The sequence below is a fragment of the Caulobacter sp. BK020 genome (assembly GCF_004342605.1).
Lineage (GTDB): Bacteria > Pseudomonadota > Alphaproteobacteria > Caulobacterales > Caulobacteraceae > Caulobacter.
Window position 1 is genome coordinate 44,974 of record NZ_SLZL01000003.1, and the last position, 17,837, is coordinate 62,810.

A 17,837-nucleotide genomic window follows, 5' to 3' on the forward strand; every position below is an offset into this window, starting at 1 on the left:
GGCTCGGTTCATGATCGTTGGTAATCAAGAACGACAGGACGGAAGCGCAGGATGACCTCCAAGCCGTTCCAGCATGCGCCCGACGCGCCCTGGATCTTCCGCACCTATGCGGGCCACTCCACGGCCGAGAAGTCCAACGCCCTGTATCGGGCCAACCTGGCCAAGGGCCAGACCGGCCTGTCCGTCGCCTTCGACCTGCCCACCCAGACCGGCTACGACGCCGACCATGTCCTGGCGCGCGGCGAGGTCGGCAAGGTCGGCGTGCCGATCGCCCACCTGGGCGACATGCGCACCCTGTTCGACCAGATCCCGCTGGAGCAGTCCAACACCTCGATGACCATCAACGCCCCGGCCGCCTGGCTGCTGGCGCTGTACGTGGCGCTGGCCGACGAGCAGGGGGGCGACCGCAAGCGACTGCAGGGCACCACCCAGAACGACCTGATCAAGGAGTATCTGAGCCGCGGCACCTACATCTTCCCGCCCGAGCCCAGCCTGAGGCTGATCGGCGACATGATCGCCTGGTGCTATCGCGAGGTTCCCAAGTGGAACCCGATGAACGTCTGCAGCTACCACCTGCAGGAGGCTGGGGCGACGCCGGAGCAGGAACTGGCCTTCGCCCTGGCCACCGCCATCAGCGTGCTCGACACCGTCAGGGCTGGCGGCCAGGTGCCCGAGCAGGACTTCGAGATCGTCGCCTCGCGGATCAGCTTCTTCGTCAACGCCGGCGTGCGGTTCGTCACCGAGCTGTGCAAGATGCGGTCGTTCACGCGGCTGTGGGACCAGATCCTGCTGGAGCGCTACGGCGTCCAGGATCCGAAGGCCCGCCGCTTCCGCTATGGCGTGCAGGTCAACAGCCTGGGCCTGACCGAGCAGCAGCCCGAGAACAACGTCTACCGCATCCTGATCGAGGCCCTGGCCGTCACGCTCAGCAAGGACGCCCGCTGCCGGGCCCTGCAACTGCCGGCCTGGAACGAGGCCCTGGGCCTGCCGCGCCCGTTCGATCAGCAGTGGTCGCTGCGCCTGCAGCAGGTGCTGGCCTACGAGACCGACCTGCTGGAATACGAGGACCTGTTCGACGGCAGCCACGTGGTCGAGGCCAAGGTGGCCGAGCTGTCGAAGGGCGCGCTGGAGCAGCTGGCCCTGATCGACGGGATGGGCGGGGCCTCCAGCGCCATCGACTACATGAAGGCGCAGCTGGTCGCCGCCAACGCCCAGAGGGTGCGCGCGGTCGAGACCGGCGACCTGACCGTGGTCGGGGTCAATCGCTGGACCGACAGCGAGGCCTCGCCGCTTTCGGCCGGCGGCAAGGCGATCGAGACGGTCGACCCGCTGCTGGAGGCCGGCGTGGTCGAGCGGCTGAAAGCGTGGCGGGCCGCCCGCGACCCGGCGGCCGTCGAGGCCGCCCTCGCGGACCTGAAGGCCGCCGCCGCCGATGGCCGGAATACCATGGAACCCTCGATCGCCGCCGCCAAGGCCGGGATCACCACCGGCGAGTGGGCCGGGGCCCTGCGAGAAGTTTTCGGCGAATATCGCGGCCCCACCGGCGTGGCGGTGGTCGTCTCGACCGGCGAAGCCGAGGACGTCGAGGCGGTGAAGGCCGAGGTCGAGCGGGTCTCGCAGGTGCTGGGCCGCACCCTGACCTATCTGGTCGGCAAGCCGGGCCTGGACGGCCATTCCAACGGCGCCGAACAGATCGCCACCCGGGCCCGGGCCTGCGGCATGGCGGTGATCTATGACGGCATCCGTTCGACCCCTGAGGAGATCGTCCGCCGCGCCAGGGAGGGCCGCGCCCACGTGGTGGGGCTGTCGATCCTGTCCGGCTCGCACCTGGACCTGGCGCAGGACGTCGTCCGCCTGATGCGCGCCGAGGGCCTGGACCGCGTCCCGGTGGTGGTGGGCGGGATCATCCCCGACGGGGACGCCCTGATCCTGAAGCAGATGGGCGTGGCGCGGGTCTATACCCCGAAGGACTTCAAGATCACCCAGATCATGGTCGACGTGGTGGCGCTGGTGGAGGCGGCGGCCCTGGCGGAAGGTTTGAGAGATCAAGCCGCGCCTTGAACAAAGAGTGATCCGCGCGGCGCACCGTCAGCCGCGGTCTGGCGGCCATTGGCGCGAGGTGTGGATCAAGGCGAGGATCCAGACCGTGTCGTCCTCGATTTCGTAGACCAGTCTGTAGCTCTCGTGTGGGAAAACCTCCCGCGTTCCGGGGACTTTTCCGATGCGGCCCATCTGAGGGAAACGCGCCAGGGACGCGGCGGCCTCGGTGAACAGGGTGTCCACGCGAGCGGCGGCTCTGGGACTGTCGGCGGCGATGTGGTCGGCGATGGCGAGACGATCAAGCCTGGCGGAGGCCGTCCAGCGGACCTTCACCGCTCGGCCTCGTCCGCCTTTCTCAGCAGGTCAGCGCGGTGGGACGCGAACTCGGTCTCGACGTCTTCGTTGGAGACGCTGAGGCCGGCCCGGCGCTCGGTCCGGGCGGTGTCCACCTTGCGGCGAACAAAGTCTTCGTAGTCCCGCGTCTCATGCCGGCTCTGGACGAAGTCGCGCATCAGGTCGCGTACGATCTGCGAGGCTGGCCGATGCACGGCCGCCGCCTCGGCGATGAACGCGTCGCGCAACTCGGGCTCAAGCTTCAGGGTGAAGACGGCGTCCTTGGCCACGATCGGCTCCGTTATATACTAATAACGTATGCACCTTTTCAGTACCAAGCAAGCCACGGCGCGCTCCGGCATCCTTACTTCGGAAGCCTAATCCCGTCCCAACCGCCACGCCGCCAGCAGCCCCGCCATCGCCAGCGGCACGAACGCGCCGAATAGCCACAGCCCGTGCGCTGTGCCGCCGTCGGGCGTCACCCCGTGCGCGAAGCCCAGGGCGTTGGCCAGGGCCCCCGCCGCCGCCGCGCCGGTGGCGCCGCCGATCAACTGGGTGGTGGGCACGGCGGCCGAGGCCAGGGGCTGCTCCTCGGCCGGCGCGCCGCCGATCACCCGCTTGGCCAGGAACGCCCAGCAGATCCCGAAGCCGCTTCCCAGCAGCACCATCGACAAGGTGATCCCGACCAGCCCGCCGCGCACCATCTCGAAAGCGCCCCAGGCGACGCCGGCGACGATGACCGCGGCGCCGACCCGGATCGCCAGGCCCTCGTGCCGCGGCTTCAGTCCGGCGACCACGAACGACAGGGCCGTCCAGCCGGCCGCGATGCCGCCGATCACATAGCCGCTCAGCAAGGGACCGGCGCCGTGCAGCACCTGGATGAAGGTCGGCCCGTAGACCGAGAAGCCGACCGTCGCGGCCTCGCAGAAGAAGATCACCGCCAGGCCAAGACCGGTGGCGGTGGCCAGGTCGCCGGCCGCGCGCGGCAGCAGGCGGTCGCTGATGCGCGCATTGACCGCCAGCATGGCCGCCATGGCCAGGGTCCCGGACACCGCACACAGCGCCGCCGCCGCTCCGCCCGGCACGACGCCGGCGGCGGCGATCAGGGTCACGCCCAGGGTCAGCAGGGCCAGCTGCCGGCCCGGGATGCGTCCGCCTTCCGGCGCCTTGGGCGCGGAGGGAACCATGACGAGAACCGCGGCGACGAAGACCGCCGCCTGGACCACGAAGAACCAGAAGGCTCCACGCCAGAAGCCGGCCTGGGCGAACAGTCCCCCGCACAGCGGGCCCAGCAGGGTGGCCGCGCCCCAGACCCCGGCGATCGCCCCATAGACCCGCGGCCACAGGCTTTCGGGGAACATCGCGCTGATCGCCACGTAGCACAGCGACACGATCGCTCCCGCGCCCAAACCCTGGACCAGTCGTCCGGCCACGAAGGTCAGGAACTCCGGCGCCAGAGCCCCCATGGCGCAGCCCAGCGCATAGACCACCCCGGCCAGGGCGGTGGCGCGGCGCAGGCCGAAGCGGATCGACAGCTTGCCCGCGCAGGCGCCCGCCAGGATCGACCCCAGCAGGAAGGCGGCGATCGACCAGCCGAAATACTGCCAGCCGCCGATCTCGCGCGCGACGCTGGGCATGATCGTCACCGTCACCAGAGTGTCGGCGGCGTTCAGCCAGATGCCCAGGCACAGCAGGGCGAAGCGCGGGGCCAGTTCGGCGTTCAGCAGGCCGCGCCAGCTGTTCGAGGGGGTCATGAGCGTCTCCAGCGCGGCGGTAATGACCGTTCGCGGCCGACAAGCCAAGCTTTGCGGCTGAACTTCGTCGCCGCCCCGCCGTTGGATGGGAGGTGAAACTGGCGATCCCCGAACCCTCGCCAGCCGCCCGGTCGCTGGCCGGCGCGGCCGGCTTCCTGCTGGACCTGCTGCTGGCTGGCCTGCTGGTCTTCGCCCTGGTCGGCCGCCTGGCGCCGCCGCAGGACCTGCCGTGGAAGCCGTTCTCGCTGAGCCAGCCGATCGGCCTGGCCACGGCCGGCAAGCTGGCGCGGATCGGCGCCGACCCGGCCGCCTGCCGCGCCGCCCTGCGCGAGGGCGGGGTGCGGTTCTTCGAGGGCGAGACGCGCGAGACGGGCTTCTGTTCGACCCGCGACACTGTGCGGGCGGCCGGCCGCCTGGCCCCCGCCGCGCCGGTCATGACCTGTCCGCTGGCCCTGGACTACGCTCTATGGGAGCGCCACGTGCTGGTCCCGGCGGCGCGCGAGATCCTGCACGGCCGGCTGACGCGGGTGGACCATTACGGAACCTACGCCTGCCGCACGATCTATGGCCGGCCCGGCGAGCGGCCCAGCGCCCATGCCCGCGCCGCCGCCCTGGACGTGGCCGGCTTCCGCTTCGCCGACGGCCGCCGGGCCACGGTGGCGGCCGACTTCCGCGCCGACAGCGACAAGGGCCGGTTCGTGCGGGCGGCGCGAAACGGCGCCTGCCGGGTTTTCAGGATCGTGCTGAGCCCGGACTACAACGCCGCGCACCGCGACCATTTTCACCTGGAGGAGGGCGGCTGGAACAAGTGCGCATAGGACGGGGGCAGGCGCATGCGCCTGTCCCCGATCGGCGCTCAGAACGTCTTGGCCACCTCGGCCAGCTGGTCGGCGACGACGCCCCAGCCCTCGTGGAAGCCCATCTGCTCGTGGGCCTGGCGGTCCTCGACCGTCCAGTGGCGGGCGGTGGCGGTGTAGCGGGTCGTGCCGTCGCCCAGGTCCTCGAACTCGACGATCGCCACCATGAACGGCTTCTCCGACGGGACCCAGGCCGAGGTGAAGGCGTCGGTGAACACCAGGCGTTTGTTCGGAACGACTTCGAGATAGACGCCGGGATTGGGCATCTCCTCGCCGTTGGGCCCGCGCATGACGATCAGGCTGGAGCCGCCGGGCCGGATGTCCATCTCGGCGTGCGAGACGGTCCAGGGCTTGGGGCAGAACCATTCGTGCAGACGCTCGGGCGTGGTCCAGCACTTGAACAGCTTGTCGGCCGGCACGTCGATGACGCGGGTCAGGACCAGTTCGCGGTCGGCAATGGAAGCGAGGGTGGTCATGGCGTTGTCTCCGGTTTCGGTTCGTGCCCCGAGGACGGCTCCGCGAGCGCCCTTCCGACATCGCCGGAGAAATTTGGTGGCGCAAGGCCTCGCCTCGGCGAAAGCCTCGCCGCGAAGGGTCAGGCCTTGCCCGTCCCTCGCCGGTCGGAGCAGGAGTCCGCCGACTGCTGGCGCTTGGCGCGCTGGAGGGCGGCGTCGACGTGATGGACGAGAACGCCGGGACGCAGCTCGGTGTTCGCACTGGTCGCCACGCCGACCGCCGCCCCGCCGATCCTCAGCGCCAGGTCGTCGATCTCGAACGGCGCTTCCAGGGCGCGGACCAGCCGCTGGGCGGGATGCCTGGCGGCCCGGGCGCAATCGAGGCGAGGCAGCACGACGGCGAACTCGTCGCCGCCCAGGCGCGCCACCATCTCGCCCTCGCGCGCGACCGATTGCAGGCGCTCGCCGACCATGCGCAGCAGCCGATCGCCGACCGCGCGGCCATGGGCGTCGTTGATCGGCGTGAACCGCTTCAGGTCGATCAGCAGCAGGCCGGTGACCTCGTCGCCCGTCTTGCGCGTCTGCAGGGCCTGGCCCAGGAATTCGAGCATCCGGTCGCGGTTGGCCAGGCCGGTCAGCGGATCCTGCGTCTCCAGCTGGACGAGGCGCTGCTCGGCCGCCCGCCGCCGATCCGACTCGGCGCGCAGTTCGAACGCCTTGAGGGCCGCGAAGCCGGAAAGGGCGACGACCGCCAGCAGCGAAGCCGTGGCGTCGATCCGCCAGCCCGCGGGGCCATGGCTGGAGGCGCGCTCGACCACATCGAATTCGACGAAGACCTTGAGGGCAAGAAAGCTCGCGCAGATCAGGGCGATCGCCGCCTGAAGGCGATTAAATAAACTTTCCTTTCCTAAGATTCTTGGCACGACGATCATTTACCATTGTCGCGATGATGTGATTGTATGACTAATAGAGTGTCACTTGTATTCAACAATACATGACGTCTCGCTATCGACTAGTGTGGTGCAGCAATAGGTCGCAGAGCGGCTCGGAACCGGTCGGTGGCCGGCGCCGGCTTGACGCACGCGCTGGGCGACCTCACTGTGTCGCAAATTCAAACAAACGTTTTAGGTAGCGCGCCATGACCACCCTCTTCGACCTCGCCGGCAAGGTGGCGATCATCACGGGCAGCTCGCGGGGGATCGGCAAGGCCATCGCCCAGCGCCTGGCCGAGCACGGCGCCAAGGTGGTGATCTCCTCGCGCAAGGCTGGCCCCTGCGACGAGGTGGCGGCCGAGATCAACGCCCGGCACGGCGAGGGAACGGCGATCGCGGTCCCGGCCAACATCGCCTCGAAGGACGATCTGCAGCGCCTGGTCGATGAGACCCGGCGAGCGTTCGGCCAGGTCGACATCTGCGTCTGCAACGCCGCGTCCAACCCCTATTACGGCCCGCTGGCCGGTATCGCCGACGACCAGTTCCGCAAGATCCTGGACAACAACATCATCAGTAATCACTGGCTGATCGGCATGGTCGCGCCGGAGATGCGCGCGCGGAAGGACGGCGCGATCATCATCGTCAGCTCGATCGGCGGCCTGCGCGGCAACGCCGTGATCGGGGCCTACAACATCTCCAAGGCCGCCGACTTCCAGCTGGCCCGCAACCTGGCCCACGAGTTCGGTCCCGACAACGTGCGGGTCAACTGCATCGCGCCCGGCCTGATCAAGACCGACTTCGCCAAGGCGTTGTGGGACGATCCCGAGACTCTGGAACGCTCGACCAAGGGCGTGCCGCTACGCCGGATCGGCGAGCCCGACGAACTGGCCGGGGCGGCGGTCTACCTGGCTTCGAAGGCCGGCAGCTTCATGACCGGACAAGCCCTGGTGGTGGATGGCGGCGCCACCATCTAGGTGGCGACAGAAAGTCGGCTTCCCGACATAAAAGCGGGAAATCCTTCCCCCAGCGCCGCTTTTTTGCGGCGCAACGTCGCGTCGGACCAATCTTAACTTTGAATACAGGCCCTTTCTCGTAGCGTACCGATGTTCACCGGGAAACCACGGCTTGCGGCGCTACGTCCTGTTCCTCGCGGCGATCGCGACCTTGTCGGCCAGCGTCTGCGGCCCGGCCTTCGCGCGGTCGCCCCAGTCGGCCAAGCTGGACGCGCTCTATCGCGAGATCCGGCGCGACGAGATCCAGCCGCCGGCCCGCGAGAACGACGACATCGAGCGCGTCGGGCGTCGGGCGCTGAAGCAGCACGGAGACAAGCGCCTCTACGGCCTTTGGTCGGTGCTCTACGCCTACAAGAGCAATCAGGTCCAGCCGCAGTTCGACGAGTGGTCCCGCCGCGTGCGCCACTTGGCCGAGGAAGACCACGACACCGAGCTAGCGACGTTGGTGGACCTGCTGCAGATGGCCTACCGTCACGAGTCGGGTGGCTTTCGCACCTTCACCGAGGCCGACTGGACCCGGTTCCTGGATCGTTCGGGACCGAACATCCGGCTGATGGCCGCGGTCGAGCGTATCCGCAGCCTGGGCCGTTCGGGCCAGTGGGCCGACGCCTCGCGCCTGGCCGCCGAGGCGACGGGCCAGCTGGAGCGCCGTGGCGACATCGCTCGCCCGCTGCTGGCCGAGACGCACCAGGTGCACTCCTACACGCTGTCCTACATCGGCGATAAGGAAGGCGCGCTGGATCACATGAGCCAGGCGGCTCGCCTGGACGAGGGCAACGCCTTCTACATGCGCAAGGTCGAGCGCATGTACGACATCGCCTACACCGCCGCCGAGGTGGGCGAACTGGACGCCGCCGAGCACTTCGCCGGCGTGCACCACAACATGACCGAGGCGGCCGGCGACCCGGACCTGAAGACCTGGGACCGTTATCTGTGCGCCCGCATCGCCAGCGCCCGGCACGCCCCGCGACGGGTGCTGCAGTGCCTGGCCGACGGCGATTTCGAAATCGCCCACCCGACCAACCGCCTGACGGGCCTCAGCCTGCGCCTGCGCGCCCAGGCCCGGGCCGAACTAGGCGACGCGGCCGCGGCCAAGGCCGACCTGGAGGCGTTGCGCGCCGTCCCCGTCGACAGGCTGGAACGCGACCCCCAGGCCGAACTGCTGCTGAGCGCCTATATCGCCGTGGCCGAGCACCGCGGCGAGGAGGCCTTCCGCCTGCTCGATCAGTGGCGGCGGCAGGATCACGAACGGACCCAGGCCGCCCTGTCGCGCAACGGCGCCCAGATGGCGTCGGCCCTGGAGACCGAGCTGAAGTCCAAGCGGGACGAAAGCAAGCGCCTGACCGCCGAGGTCGAGCTGAACCGCCGCCTGGCCCATGCCTCGATCGTCATCGCCATGCTGCTGGGCGTGCTGGTGCTGGGCGGGGTGGCCTGGGGCGTCTATCTGCGCCGGGCCTCGGAGCGGCTGAAGGAGGCCCGCGGTCGTGCCGAGGCCGCCAACGAAGCTAAATCCGCTTTCCTGGCGGTGATGAGCCATGAGCTACGCACGCCGCTGAACGGCATGTTGGGCATGGCCCAGGCCTTGCGCACCGAAGACCTCAACACCCGCCAGCGCGAGCAGGTCGAGCTGATGATCGACAGCGGCGACACGCTCTTGGTGCTGCTTAACGACATCCTGGACCTGTCGAAGATCGAGGCCGGCAAGCTGGAGATCGCCCCCACGGCTGGCGATCTGGTCGGGGTCTGCGCCCGCCTGGTCGGCGGCTACCAGCCCACGGCTCGCGAGAAGGGCGTCGAGTTGACCTTCACCCTGGCCGGCGACCCGCCGCCGATGCTGCTGTTCGACGCCGTGCGCGTGCGCCAGTGCCTGGCCAACCTGCTGTCCAACGCCCTTAAGTTCACGGTGGTCGGCCGCGTCGACGTGACCCTGGCCTGGGCGCCGGACCCGCTGACCGGACGCACGACGGTGCGATTGACGGTGAGCGACACCGGCATCGGCATGAGTCCTGCGACCCTGTCCAAGCTGTTCGGGGCCTTCACCCAGGCCGACGCCTCGACCACCCGCACCTTCGGCGGCACGGGCCTGGGCCTGAACATCACCCGCCGCCTGGCCGAGCTGATGGACGGCGAGATCCTGGTCGACAGCCGCGAAGGCGTGGGCTCGACGTTCAGACTGGACTTCCAGGTCGATGTCGCCGCCGGGGCGGCGATGGATGGCGCGGCTTCGGCGTTCGGCGCGGCCAACGAGGACGAACCGGCGCGCTCGCCCCTGCAGGGCCGCCGCGTGCTGGTCGTCGACGACCACCCGGTCAACCGCCGGGTCATCAAGCTGTTCCTGGCCCCGTTCGACTGCGACCTGGTCGAGGTCGAGAACGGCCGCGAGGCGCTGGACGCGCTGGAGGCCGAGGCCTTCGACCTGGTGCTGATGGACGTCAACATGCCGGTGATGGACGGGCTGGAGGCCACGCGCCGCCTGCGCCGCGATCCGCGCTGGGCCGACCTGCCGGTCATCGCCCTGACCGCCGACGTCATGCGCACCCAGATCGACACCTGCCTGGAGGCGGGCATGGACGCCCACATCGCCAAGCCGATCGACCTGCGCGACCTGCTGTCGGTGCTGGTCCAGGTGCTGGACAAGCGCGGTGGAGCGCCGGTGGACAAGGCCGAGGCGGAAGCGACCTTGGTCTAGGTCGCGGCCGACAACTCGCCGGCGTCGGTGATGCCGAACGCAGGCCGTTGCCGCCGCGCGGCCAGGTGCAGCAGCACCCGCATCGCGTAGTCGGTGTGGCGCGCCAGGCGCATCGGAACACCGGCCGCCGCCACTAAGGGTGACTACTTAAGACTGGTATTCTCATTGCATGTTCCAGGGTGGGCTTATTGATACGTTTTCAACGCATCAATTAGGCCTTCGCCATGGACTCCAGCCAAGCCGCCGAGATCGAAGCCGCCCTGCCGGCCTTGCTGGACCGGTTCTACACCCGTGTGCGAGCCGACGCCGAGCTGGGGCCAGTGTTCAACGACGCCGTCGAGGACTGGGACCGGCACCTGGCCACCCTGGTCGACTTCTGGTCGTCGGTGATGCTGACCACCGGTCGCTACAAGGGCAATCCGATGCAGGCCCACGTGCGGCACGGTCACCGTATGCCGTCGGAGATGTTCGGCCGCTGGCTGGCGCTGTGGAACCAGACGACCGCCGAGATGATGTCGCCACAGGTCGCTACGGCCATGCAGGCCAAGGCCGCTCGCATCGCCCAGAGCCTGGATCTGGCCATCCACTTCCGCCTGCCCAAGGCCGAGCCTTCCCGACCCGCGGCGTCCTAGCGACGGATCCGATCAAGCCCAGACAGCGAGAACGGCTGCGCTGGGCGCGGAAACCATTGCGCGCGTCAAGGCCATGGTCCCGGCCCTGGCCGAGCACGGCCAGGCGATCACCCTGGCCATGTACGCCCAGCGGTTCCAGGACGCTCACATCAAGGCGCTGTTCAACCACGCCGACCAGAGCATCGGCGCCCAATCCAAGGGCTTGGCCGACGCCGGCCTAGCCTCGCGCCGCCGCCAGTCGCCTCACCGCCTCGTCCAGCGTCTCGTCCGCCTTGGCGAAGCACAGGCGCAGGATGTGGCGCACCGGGTCCTCGGCGTAGAAGGCGGAGACCGGGATGCTGGCCACGCCGTGATCGCGCACGGCGCGCACGGCGAAGGTCCGGTCGTCCTCGTCGATGCCCGAGGCCGCAAGGTCGATATTGAGGAAATAGGTGCCGCCGCTGTCGAGCACCGCGAAGCCCGCCGCGCGCAGGCCCGCCGCCAGCCGGTCGCGCGAGCGCTGCAGGCCGGCGGGCATCGCCTCGAACCAGTCGCCGGGCTCGATGAGGCCGAACGCCACCGCCTCCTGCAGGTTGGGCGGAGTGGTGAAGGTCAGGAACTGGTGGGCGCCGGCCAGGGCTCGGGTCAGGGCGGGGGCGGCGCACAGGAAGCCGACCTTCCAGCCGGTCATGCCGAACATCTTCCCGGCCGAGCCGATCTTCACCGTGCGCTCGCGCATGCCCGGATAGCCGATCAGCGGCCGATGCCTGCGGCCGTCGAACACCACGGCCTCCCACACCTCGTCGCAGACCGCGATCACGTCGTGCTTGACGCAGAATTCGGCGAGCAGAGCCATATCCTCGTTGGGCGTGACGACGCCGGCCGGGTTTAGGGGCGTGTTCAGCACCACCATCCGCGTCCGCTCGCTGAAGGCGGCCTCCAGCATGGCCCGGTCGAACCGCCAGTGCGGCGGCGTCAGGCGCACCAGCTTCGGCACGCCGCCGGCCCGCTTCACCATCGGCAGGTAGGCGTCGTACAGCGGCTGGAACAGCACCACCTCGTCGCCGGGCGAGATCAAGCCGAGGAACGCCGCCGCCAGGGCTTCGGTCGCGCCGGAGGTGACGACGATCTCGCCTTCCCAGTCCAGGTCCAGGTCCTGGGTGCGGCCATAGTGCGCCGCCACCGCCTGGCGCAGGGCGGGCAGGCCGCGCATCGGCGGATACTGGTTCGTGCCGGTGATCAGCGCCTGGCCGGCCTTTTCGCGGAGCGCCATCGGCCCGGCGTCGTCCGGAAAGCCCTGGCCCAGGTTGATCGCCCCGATCTGGCGCGCCAGGCCGCTCATCTCCTCGAAGATGGTGGTGGGCAGGTCGGCATAGACGGGGTGGACCATGGCGGGGGACTCCTTGAGGCCTTGCCTAGCATGGGTTGCGCGATCGTGGGTTTGTTCAAGCCCCATCGGCGGCCTTAGCCTAGGTTCGGTGAACGGATGGAGCGAAAGCCTAGCTGGACCGTTGGAGCCAAAGCCCCGTCCTGTCCGCTCCTTCCCGGCCAGCCGTGCGGTGGATGGATCATGGAGGTGAACGCCCTTTGACCGACAGCGCCGTCCCAGCCTCGCCCTCTTCGCCGCCCCCATCCGCGCGTTGGACGTGGGCCCACGGCCTGGCCTACGGCGCGGTGTCGATGCTGCTGGGCCTGACCCAGGGGCTGGGCGCCAATCTGATCAACAACAACCTGCCCTGGATCCAGGGTTCGCTGGGCGCCTACACCAACGAGTCGGCCTGGCTGTCGATCGCCTACACCGCCGCCAACGCCACGATCGGCCTGCTGGCGGTGAAGTTCCGCTTCCAGTACGGGCTGCGATTGTTCGCCGACATCGGCCTGGGGCTGTTCATCGTGATCGGCCTGGCCCACCTGCTGAGCAACGACCTGCGCTCGGCCATCGCCGTGCGGGCCGTCGCCGGCATGGCCGCTTCGGCCCTGTCGACCCTGACCCTGCTCTACATGGTCGAGGCCGCGCCCCCGGAGCGGCGGATCGTCGGCCTCGCCCTGGGCATTGGCTGGGCGCAACTGGCCCTGCCGTTGTCGCGGTTGGTGTCGTCGGACCTGCTCGACACCGGCCAGTGGCATGGTCTGTACCTGGCCGAGATCGGGCTCAGCATCGTCTGCCTGTCGGCCGTCAACCTGCTGCGCCTGCCGCCGATCCCGCGTGTCGAGATGTTTGAATGGCGCGATTTTCTGACCTTCGCCCTGTTCGCGCCGGGCATAGCCCTGCTGTGCGTGGTGCTGGGGCAGGGGCGCTTCGTCTGGTGGTTCGACACGGCCTGGCTCGGCTGGTGCCTGGTGGCCGCCATCGTGCTGCTGGTCGCCTCGGCCTTGGTCGAGCTGCATCGGAGGAAGCCGCTGATCCACCTGCGCTGGCTGACCAGCGCCGACCTGCTGCGCCTGCTGGTGATCATCCTGCTGTTTCGCATCGTGCTGTCCGAGCAAGGTGTGGGCGCGTTCGGCCTCCTGCAGACCCTGGGCATGAACAACGACCAGATGGCCGGGCTGTCGTGGGTCATGGTCTTCGCCACCCTGGCCGGCATGGTCATCGTCGCCTTCACGATCAATCCAGAGCACGTCAGCACCCCGGCCCTGATCGCCCTGCTGATGGTCGCCGTCGCCGCCTGGCTGGACAGCCGGTCCACCAGCTTGACCCGGCCCGAGCAGATGTATCTGAGCCAGGGGATGATGGCCTTCGCCGGCGCCCTGTTCCTGCCTGCCGCCCTGCTGGCCGGCTTCCCGCGCGCCATCCGGATGGGACAGGAATATATCGTCAGCTTCATCGTGCTGTTCTCGACTGGCCAGGTGATCGGCGCCCTGGGCGGCTCGGCCTTCCTCGGCACGCTGATGACCATCCGCGAGCGGGTGCATTCCGACGCCATCGTCAGCCGCCTCAGCCTGACCGACCCGCAGGTGGCCCTGCGCGTCAGGCAGCTGTCGGGGTCCTACGCCGGGGTGCTGACCGATCCGAGCCTGCGCAGCGGCGAGGGCGCGGCCTTGCTGGCCCAGCAGGCGACGCGCGAGGCCACGGTGCTGGCCTATGACGACGTGTTCGCCACGGTGGCCGTGATGGCGCTGCTGGTCTTCGCCTATCTGTTGTTCCTGCGCGTCCGGACGGACCTGCGCCAGCGGCGCGCGGCCCGGCTGACGCCCGTGGAGGCCGCCTGATGTCCGATCCCCAAACCGCTTCGCCCGCTCCGCCACCGGCCAAGCGCCTGTGGTCGCGGGCCGCCGTTCCGGTGATCGTCGCGGGGATCGGCGGCGTACTGCTGGTGCTGTACGCCTGGAGGCTGCCGCCGTTCACGGGCGCGGTGCAGAGCACCGAGAACGCCTATGTCCGCGGCTACGTCACCCTGCTGGCCCCCAAGGTCGACGGCTATGTGGCGGCCGTGACCGTCAAGGACTTCCAGCCCGTGAAGACCGGCCAGGTGCTGGTCCAGATCGACGACCGCATCTATCGCCAGAGGCTGGCCCAGGCCGAGGCGGGCGTGCAGTCGGCCCAGGCGGCGCTGGACGCCAACCTGCAGGCCCAGACCGCCAACGCCGCCCAGATCCGCCTCGCCCTGGCCCAGGCCAGCAGCAGCCAGGCCGCCCTGGCCAAGGCCGAGGTCGATCTCCGTCGCGCCGAGCCGCTGCTGGCCCAGGGCTGGCTGGCGCCCAGCCAGCGCGACGTGCTGCGAGTGGCCCAGCGCCAGGCCACGGCCAGCGTCGCCCAGGCCCAGGCCAACACCGACATCGCCCGTCAGGCCCTGGCGACCACCCGGGTCAACCGCGAGGGGCTGGAGGCGACCCTGGCTAACGCCCGGGCCGCCGTCGAGCTGGCCCGCATCGACCTGGCCAACACCACCATTCGCGCGCCCGAGGACGGGGCGGTCGGCGAGGTCGGGGTCAAGCTGGGTCAGTACGTCGCCGTCGGAACCCAGCTGATGGGCATCGTGCCGCGCCAGACCTGGGTGACCGCCAACTTCAAGGAAACCCAGACCGCCCGCATCCGCGTTGGCCAGCCGGCGGTGGTCCAGGTCGACGCCCTGGGCGGGCTGAAGCTGCGCGGCCACGTCGAGCGGCTGGGCCCGGCCACCGGCTCGGAATTCGCGGTGATCAAGCCCGACAATGCCACGGGCAACTTCACCAAGGTGGTCCAGCGCCTGCCGACCCGCATCGCCCTGGATCCCGGCCAGGAGGCCGTCGCCCGCCTTCGTCCGGGCATGAGCGTGGTGGCGCGGGTCGACACCGCGCGTTAGTCCGGTGGCAACCAAGCGCGGTTTCGGGCATTTTCCAGAACAACCTTGGCTGTCAGGAAACAACGACATGATCGGTGTGGGCTTCATCGGCGCGATCATCATCGGCATCTTCGCCGGCTGGATCGCCGAGCAGGTCATGGGCCGCAATCACGGCCTGATCACCAACCTGATCGTCGGCCTGGTGGGCGCGCTGGTCGGCGCGTTCCTGGCCAGGATGTTCCACATCCACTTCTTCGGCTGGCTGGGCAGCCTTCTGGTGTCGACGGTCGGGGCGATCGTGCTGCTATGGATCCTGGGCCTGTTCCGCGGGCGCGACCGGGGCTGACGGCGGGCCTCTACCCCGCCGCCGCCTCGTTCGCGACGGTCGCTTCCGCGGCCGGGGCGCGCCGCAGCCGCTGGACGGTGTTCTCCAGCAGGTAGCCGGGAATGTCGGCGATCGGCATGGGGCGGCCGAACAGATAGCCCTGGAAGTGGTCGCAGCGCATGTCCTCGAGGATCGAGGCCTGCTCGGCGGTCTCCACGCCCTCGGCCGTGACCTCCAGGTTCAGGGTGCGGCCCAGCAGGGTGATGGTGCGCAGGATGTCGGCGATGGCGGGGTTGCCCGACATCTCGGCCACGAAGGTGCGGTCGATCTTGATCTTGTCGAACGGGAACCGCCACAAATAGGCCAGGCTGGAATAGCCGGTGCCGAAGTCGTCCATGGCGATGCGCACGCCCAGGTCCTTCAGCGCCCGCAGCTGGTCCAGCGTGCCGGCCGTGTCGCGCAGCAGCAGGCCCTCGGTGATCTCCAGCTCCAGGCGCGAAGGCTCCAGCCCCGACTCGCGCAGGGCCGTTCGCACCTGGTCGACCAGGTCGCCGGCCGCGAACTGGTTGGGCGACAGGTTCACCGCCACCTTCAGCGGCGCGGGCCAGGCGGCCGCCTGGCGGCAGGCCTCTTTCAGCACCCACTCGCCGATCCTGCAGATCAGGCCCCATTGCTCGGCGCACTCGATGAAGTCGTCAGGCCCGACCAGGCCGCGGCGTGGATGCTGCCAGCGCAACAGGGCCTCGAAGCCAGTGATCTCGTGCCCCTTGGCGCCGATCAGCGGCTGGAAGAACAGCTTCAGCTCGTCGTTGCGCAAGGCCGAGCGCAGGTCGATCTCCAGCGCCCGACGCTCCTGGGCCCAGACGTCCATGGTCGCCTCGAAGAACCTGTAGGCCCCGCGCCCGTCGCCCTTGGCGCGGTAGAGGGCCAGGTCGGCGTTCTTCAGCAGGGTGTCGGCGTCGCCGGCGTCGGCGGGGGCGACGGCGATGCCGACGCTGGCCCCGATCGACACGTGGTGGTCGTTCAGGGCGTAGGGCAGGGACAGGGCGTCGACGATGGCCTGGGCCAGGCCGCCCAGGCTGCCGGGCTCCAGATCGTCGCGCACCACGACGGCGAACTCGTCGCCGCCCAGGCGGGTGACGATCCCGGCCTCGCCGACGCAGGCGCGCAGGCGGCGGGCCGCCTCGACCAGCAGGGCGTCGCCGATCGGGTGGCCCAGGCTGTCGTTGACGCCCTTGAAGTGGTCAAGGTCCAGGCACAGGACCGCACAACCTGAGGTACGGCCCTTGCCGTCCCAGGCGCCGCCCAGGGCCTGCAGGAACGACAGGCGATTGGGCAGGCCGGTCAGCACGTCGTAGTGGGCCAGGCGGGTGATGCGCTCCTGGTCCCGGCGGGCCTGGGTGACGTCGGCGCCGACGCCGCGGAAGCCGGCGAAGGCGCCGGCCATGTCGTGGATCGGCTTGGCCGTCAGCGCCCACCAATGGATCTCGCCGCCCACCGTCACCGAGACCACCACGTCGCGGAAGGCCTTCTGGTCGGCCAGCAGGCCCGCCAGGGTGGAGGCCAGGCCTTCGGGCGCCTCGGCCATCCGGGCGTCCAGCCCGCCGACCACGCGGCCGATCAGCGCGTCGCGGGGAACCCCCGCCGCCTCGGCCATGCGTTCGGAGACGTAGGTCAGGGCCCCCGTAGCGTCGACCTCCCACAGCCAGTCGCTGGAGCCTTCCTCGAAGTCGCTGAGCAGCAGGCTGACGACCTGCTTCTGGCGTTCCAGCTCGTCGCCGGCCACCAGGCGATCGACGAAAACCTTGGCGTGCGACAGGCATGACAGGCCCACGACCAGGTAGCAGAAGATCAGAAGTCCGGCCAAGGCCAGCAGGATCGGCTGCTGGCTGGTCAGCAGGACGTAGAGCGAACCGACCACCAGCGGCGTGGTGTAGGCCAGGGCCGCCATCGGCAGGGTCAGCAGGGCGAAGCTGCCGGTGCCGATCATGCCGGCGATCAGGGCGACCACCAGCATGTTCATGTAGACGCTGTGGTCGTCGAGAACGAAGATCGGCAACACGCCCCACAGGCAGCCCAGCAGGCCCGCCTGCAGCGCCACGCGTCGCGCGCCGCGGGCCGAGACGGTGTTCTTGCCGCTCTTCTTGCGCCTGGCCGCCAGCCAGCCGTACAGGCCCAGCAAGGCGTAGCAGACGACGACAGCGGTCCAGAGAAACAGGATGGTCCGGTGCGGACCGGCGAATCCCGCCAGACAGACCAGCAGGGCGTTGACGATGTTGGCGGTCATCATCACCGGCGTCAGGCGAAGGATGCTGGCCAGCTGCTCCCAGCGGACACGACCGGCCATCGACTCGGGCACGGGCGGCGGCAGGCGCGAAACGATGCGCGACAGCAGGAAGGTCAGCCCGCTGGAGAGCTTCCGTTCGGTCCTGGCCGTGTCCACGTCGTCATCCCGCCCGCTTGCCAGGATGCCCCACATCCCACGCGCCAAGCTAACCGGGGTTCCTGAAACGCCGGTTAACCGTAGGCGCCGCGCGCACGAAAAAAGCCCGCCATCCCAAGGAGA

15 protein-coding genes are annotated in these 17,837 nt (G+C 69.5%); 8 read left to right on the plus strand and 7 right to left on the minus strand.

What is annotated here, in order from left to right:
- The first annotated feature begins 51 nt into the window (after window positions 1–51).
- A complete protein-coding gene (locus EV278_RS04260; protein ID WP_132087035.1) occupies window positions 52–2,061 on the plus strand; it encodes a protein meaA in 2,010 nt (669 codons plus the stop codon).
- A 27-nt stretch (window positions 2,062–2,088) separates the two neighbouring features.
- Here EV278_RS04260 and EV278_RS04265 read toward each other — a convergent pair whose 3' ends face one another.
- The 3 genes from EV278_RS04265 to EV278_RS04275 all read right to left on the minus strand — a co-directional run bounded on the left by EV278_RS04265 (window position 2,089) and on the right by EV278_RS04275 (window position 4,127).
- Complete coding sequence (locus tag EV278_RS04265; RefSeq protein ID WP_132087038.1) at window positions 2,089–2,373, minus strand: type II toxin-antitoxin system RelE/ParE family toxin; 285 nt, start codon at window positions 2,371–2,373, stop codon at window positions 2,089–2,091.
- Window positions 2,370–2,663 carry an antitoxin of toxin-antitoxin stability system gene (locus EV278_RS04270; RefSeq protein WP_165916520.1) on the minus strand — a complete coding sequence of 98 codons (294 nt, stop codon included), beginning with the start codon at window positions 2,661–2,663 and terminating at the stop codon, window positions 2,370–2,372. The genes EV278_RS04265 and EV278_RS04270 overlap by 4 nt, the downstream gene beginning before the upstream one ends.
- An 87-nt stretch (window positions 2,664–2,750) precedes the next feature.
- Window positions 2,751–4,127 carry an MFS transporter gene (locus tag EV278_RS04275; protein WP_132087041.1) on the minus strand — a complete coding sequence of 459 codons (1,377 nt, stop codon included), beginning with the start codon at window positions 4,125–4,127 and terminating at the stop codon, window positions 2,751–2,753.
- Between the two features lie 92 nt (window positions 4,128–4,219).
- On the opposite strand from EV278_RS04275, the gene EV278_RS04280 reads away from it, so the two are divergent.
- On the plus strand, window positions 4,220–4,945 hold the full coding sequence (locus EV278_RS04280; protein ID WP_243692078.1) for an extensin family protein: 726 nt from the start codon (window positions 4,220–4,222) through the stop codon (window positions 4,943–4,945).
- 38 nt (window positions 4,946–4,983) lie between these two features.
- Here the strand turns inward: EV278_RS04280 and EV278_RS04285 are convergent, their stop codons facing one another.
- Both EV278_RS04285 and EV278_RS04290 read right to left on the minus strand, forming a co-directional pair.
- Complete coding sequence (locus EV278_RS04285; protein ID WP_132087044.1) at window positions 4,984–5,460, minus strand: SRPBCC family protein; 477 nt, start codon at window positions 5,458–5,460, stop codon at window positions 4,984–4,986.
- 119 nt (window positions 5,461–5,579) lie between these two features.
- Window positions 5,580–6,257, minus strand: a complete 678-nt coding sequence (locus tag EV278_RS04290) for a GGDEF domain-containing protein (protein ID WP_165916521.1) — start codon at window positions 6,255–6,257, stop codon at window positions 5,580–5,582.
- Between the two features lie 320 nt (window positions 6,258–6,577).
- On the opposite strand from EV278_RS04290, the gene EV278_RS04295 reads away from it, so the two are divergent.
- From EV278_RS04295 to EV278_RS04305, 3 genes are all read left to right on the plus strand, one after another.
- Complete coding sequence (locus EV278_RS04295) at window positions 6,578–7,345, plus strand: SDR family oxidoreductase (protein ID WP_132087049.1); 768 nt, start codon at window positions 6,578–6,580, stop codon at window positions 7,343–7,345.
- Window positions 7,346–7,496: 151 nt separating this feature from the next.
- On the plus strand, window positions 7,497–10,073 hold the full coding sequence (locus tag EV278_RS04300; RefSeq protein ID WP_132087052.1) for a response regulator: 2,577 nt from the start codon (window positions 7,497–7,499) through the stop codon (window positions 10,071–10,073).
- Window positions 10,074–10,297: 224 nt separating this feature from the next.
- Entirely contained in the window at window positions 10,298–10,705 is a 408-nt protein-coding gene (locus tag EV278_RS04305) for a group III truncated hemoglobin (RefSeq protein ID WP_132087055.1), read from the plus strand.
- Between the two features lie 217 nt (window positions 10,706–10,922).
- Here EV278_RS04305 and EV278_RS04315 read toward each other — a convergent pair whose 3' ends face one another.
- Window positions 10,923–12,074, minus strand: coding sequence for an aminotransferase (locus EV278_RS04315; RefSeq protein WP_132087058.1), 1,152 nt, complete (start codon window positions 12,072–12,074; stop codon window positions 10,923–10,925).
- Window positions 12,075–12,271: 197 nt separating this feature from the next.
- Here EV278_RS04315 and EV278_RS04320 point away from each other — a divergent pair, with 197 nt between their 5' ends.
- The 3 genes from EV278_RS04320 (at window position 12,272) to EV278_RS04330 (ending at window position 15,292) form a co-directional block, all read left to right on the plus strand.
- Window positions 12,272–13,894, plus strand: coding sequence for a transporter (locus tag EV278_RS04320; RefSeq protein ID WP_132087061.1), 1,623 nt, complete (start codon window positions 12,272–12,274; stop codon window positions 13,892–13,894).
- Window positions 13,894–14,967 carry an HlyD family secretion protein gene (locus EV278_RS04325; protein ID WP_132087064.1) on the plus strand — a complete coding sequence of 358 codons (1,074 nt, stop codon included), beginning with the start codon at window positions 13,894–13,896 and terminating at the stop codon, window positions 14,965–14,967. Before EV278_RS04320 ends, EV278_RS04325 begins: the two co-directional genes overlap by 1 nt.
- A gap of 67 nt (window positions 14,968–15,034) precedes the next feature.
- Window positions 15,035–15,292, plus strand: coding sequence for a GlsB/YeaQ/YmgE family stress response membrane protein (locus tag EV278_RS04330; protein ID WP_132087067.1), 258 nt, complete (start codon window positions 15,035–15,037; stop codon window positions 15,290–15,292).
- A 10-nt stretch (window positions 15,293–15,302) separates the two neighbouring features.
- Here EV278_RS04330 and EV278_RS04335 read toward each other — a convergent pair whose 3' ends face one another.
- A complete protein-coding gene (locus EV278_RS04335) occupies window positions 15,303–17,714 on the minus strand; it encodes an EAL domain-containing protein (RefSeq protein ID WP_243692079.1) in 2,412 nt (803 codons plus the stop codon).
- Window positions 17,715–17,837 lie beyond the last annotated feature (123 nt).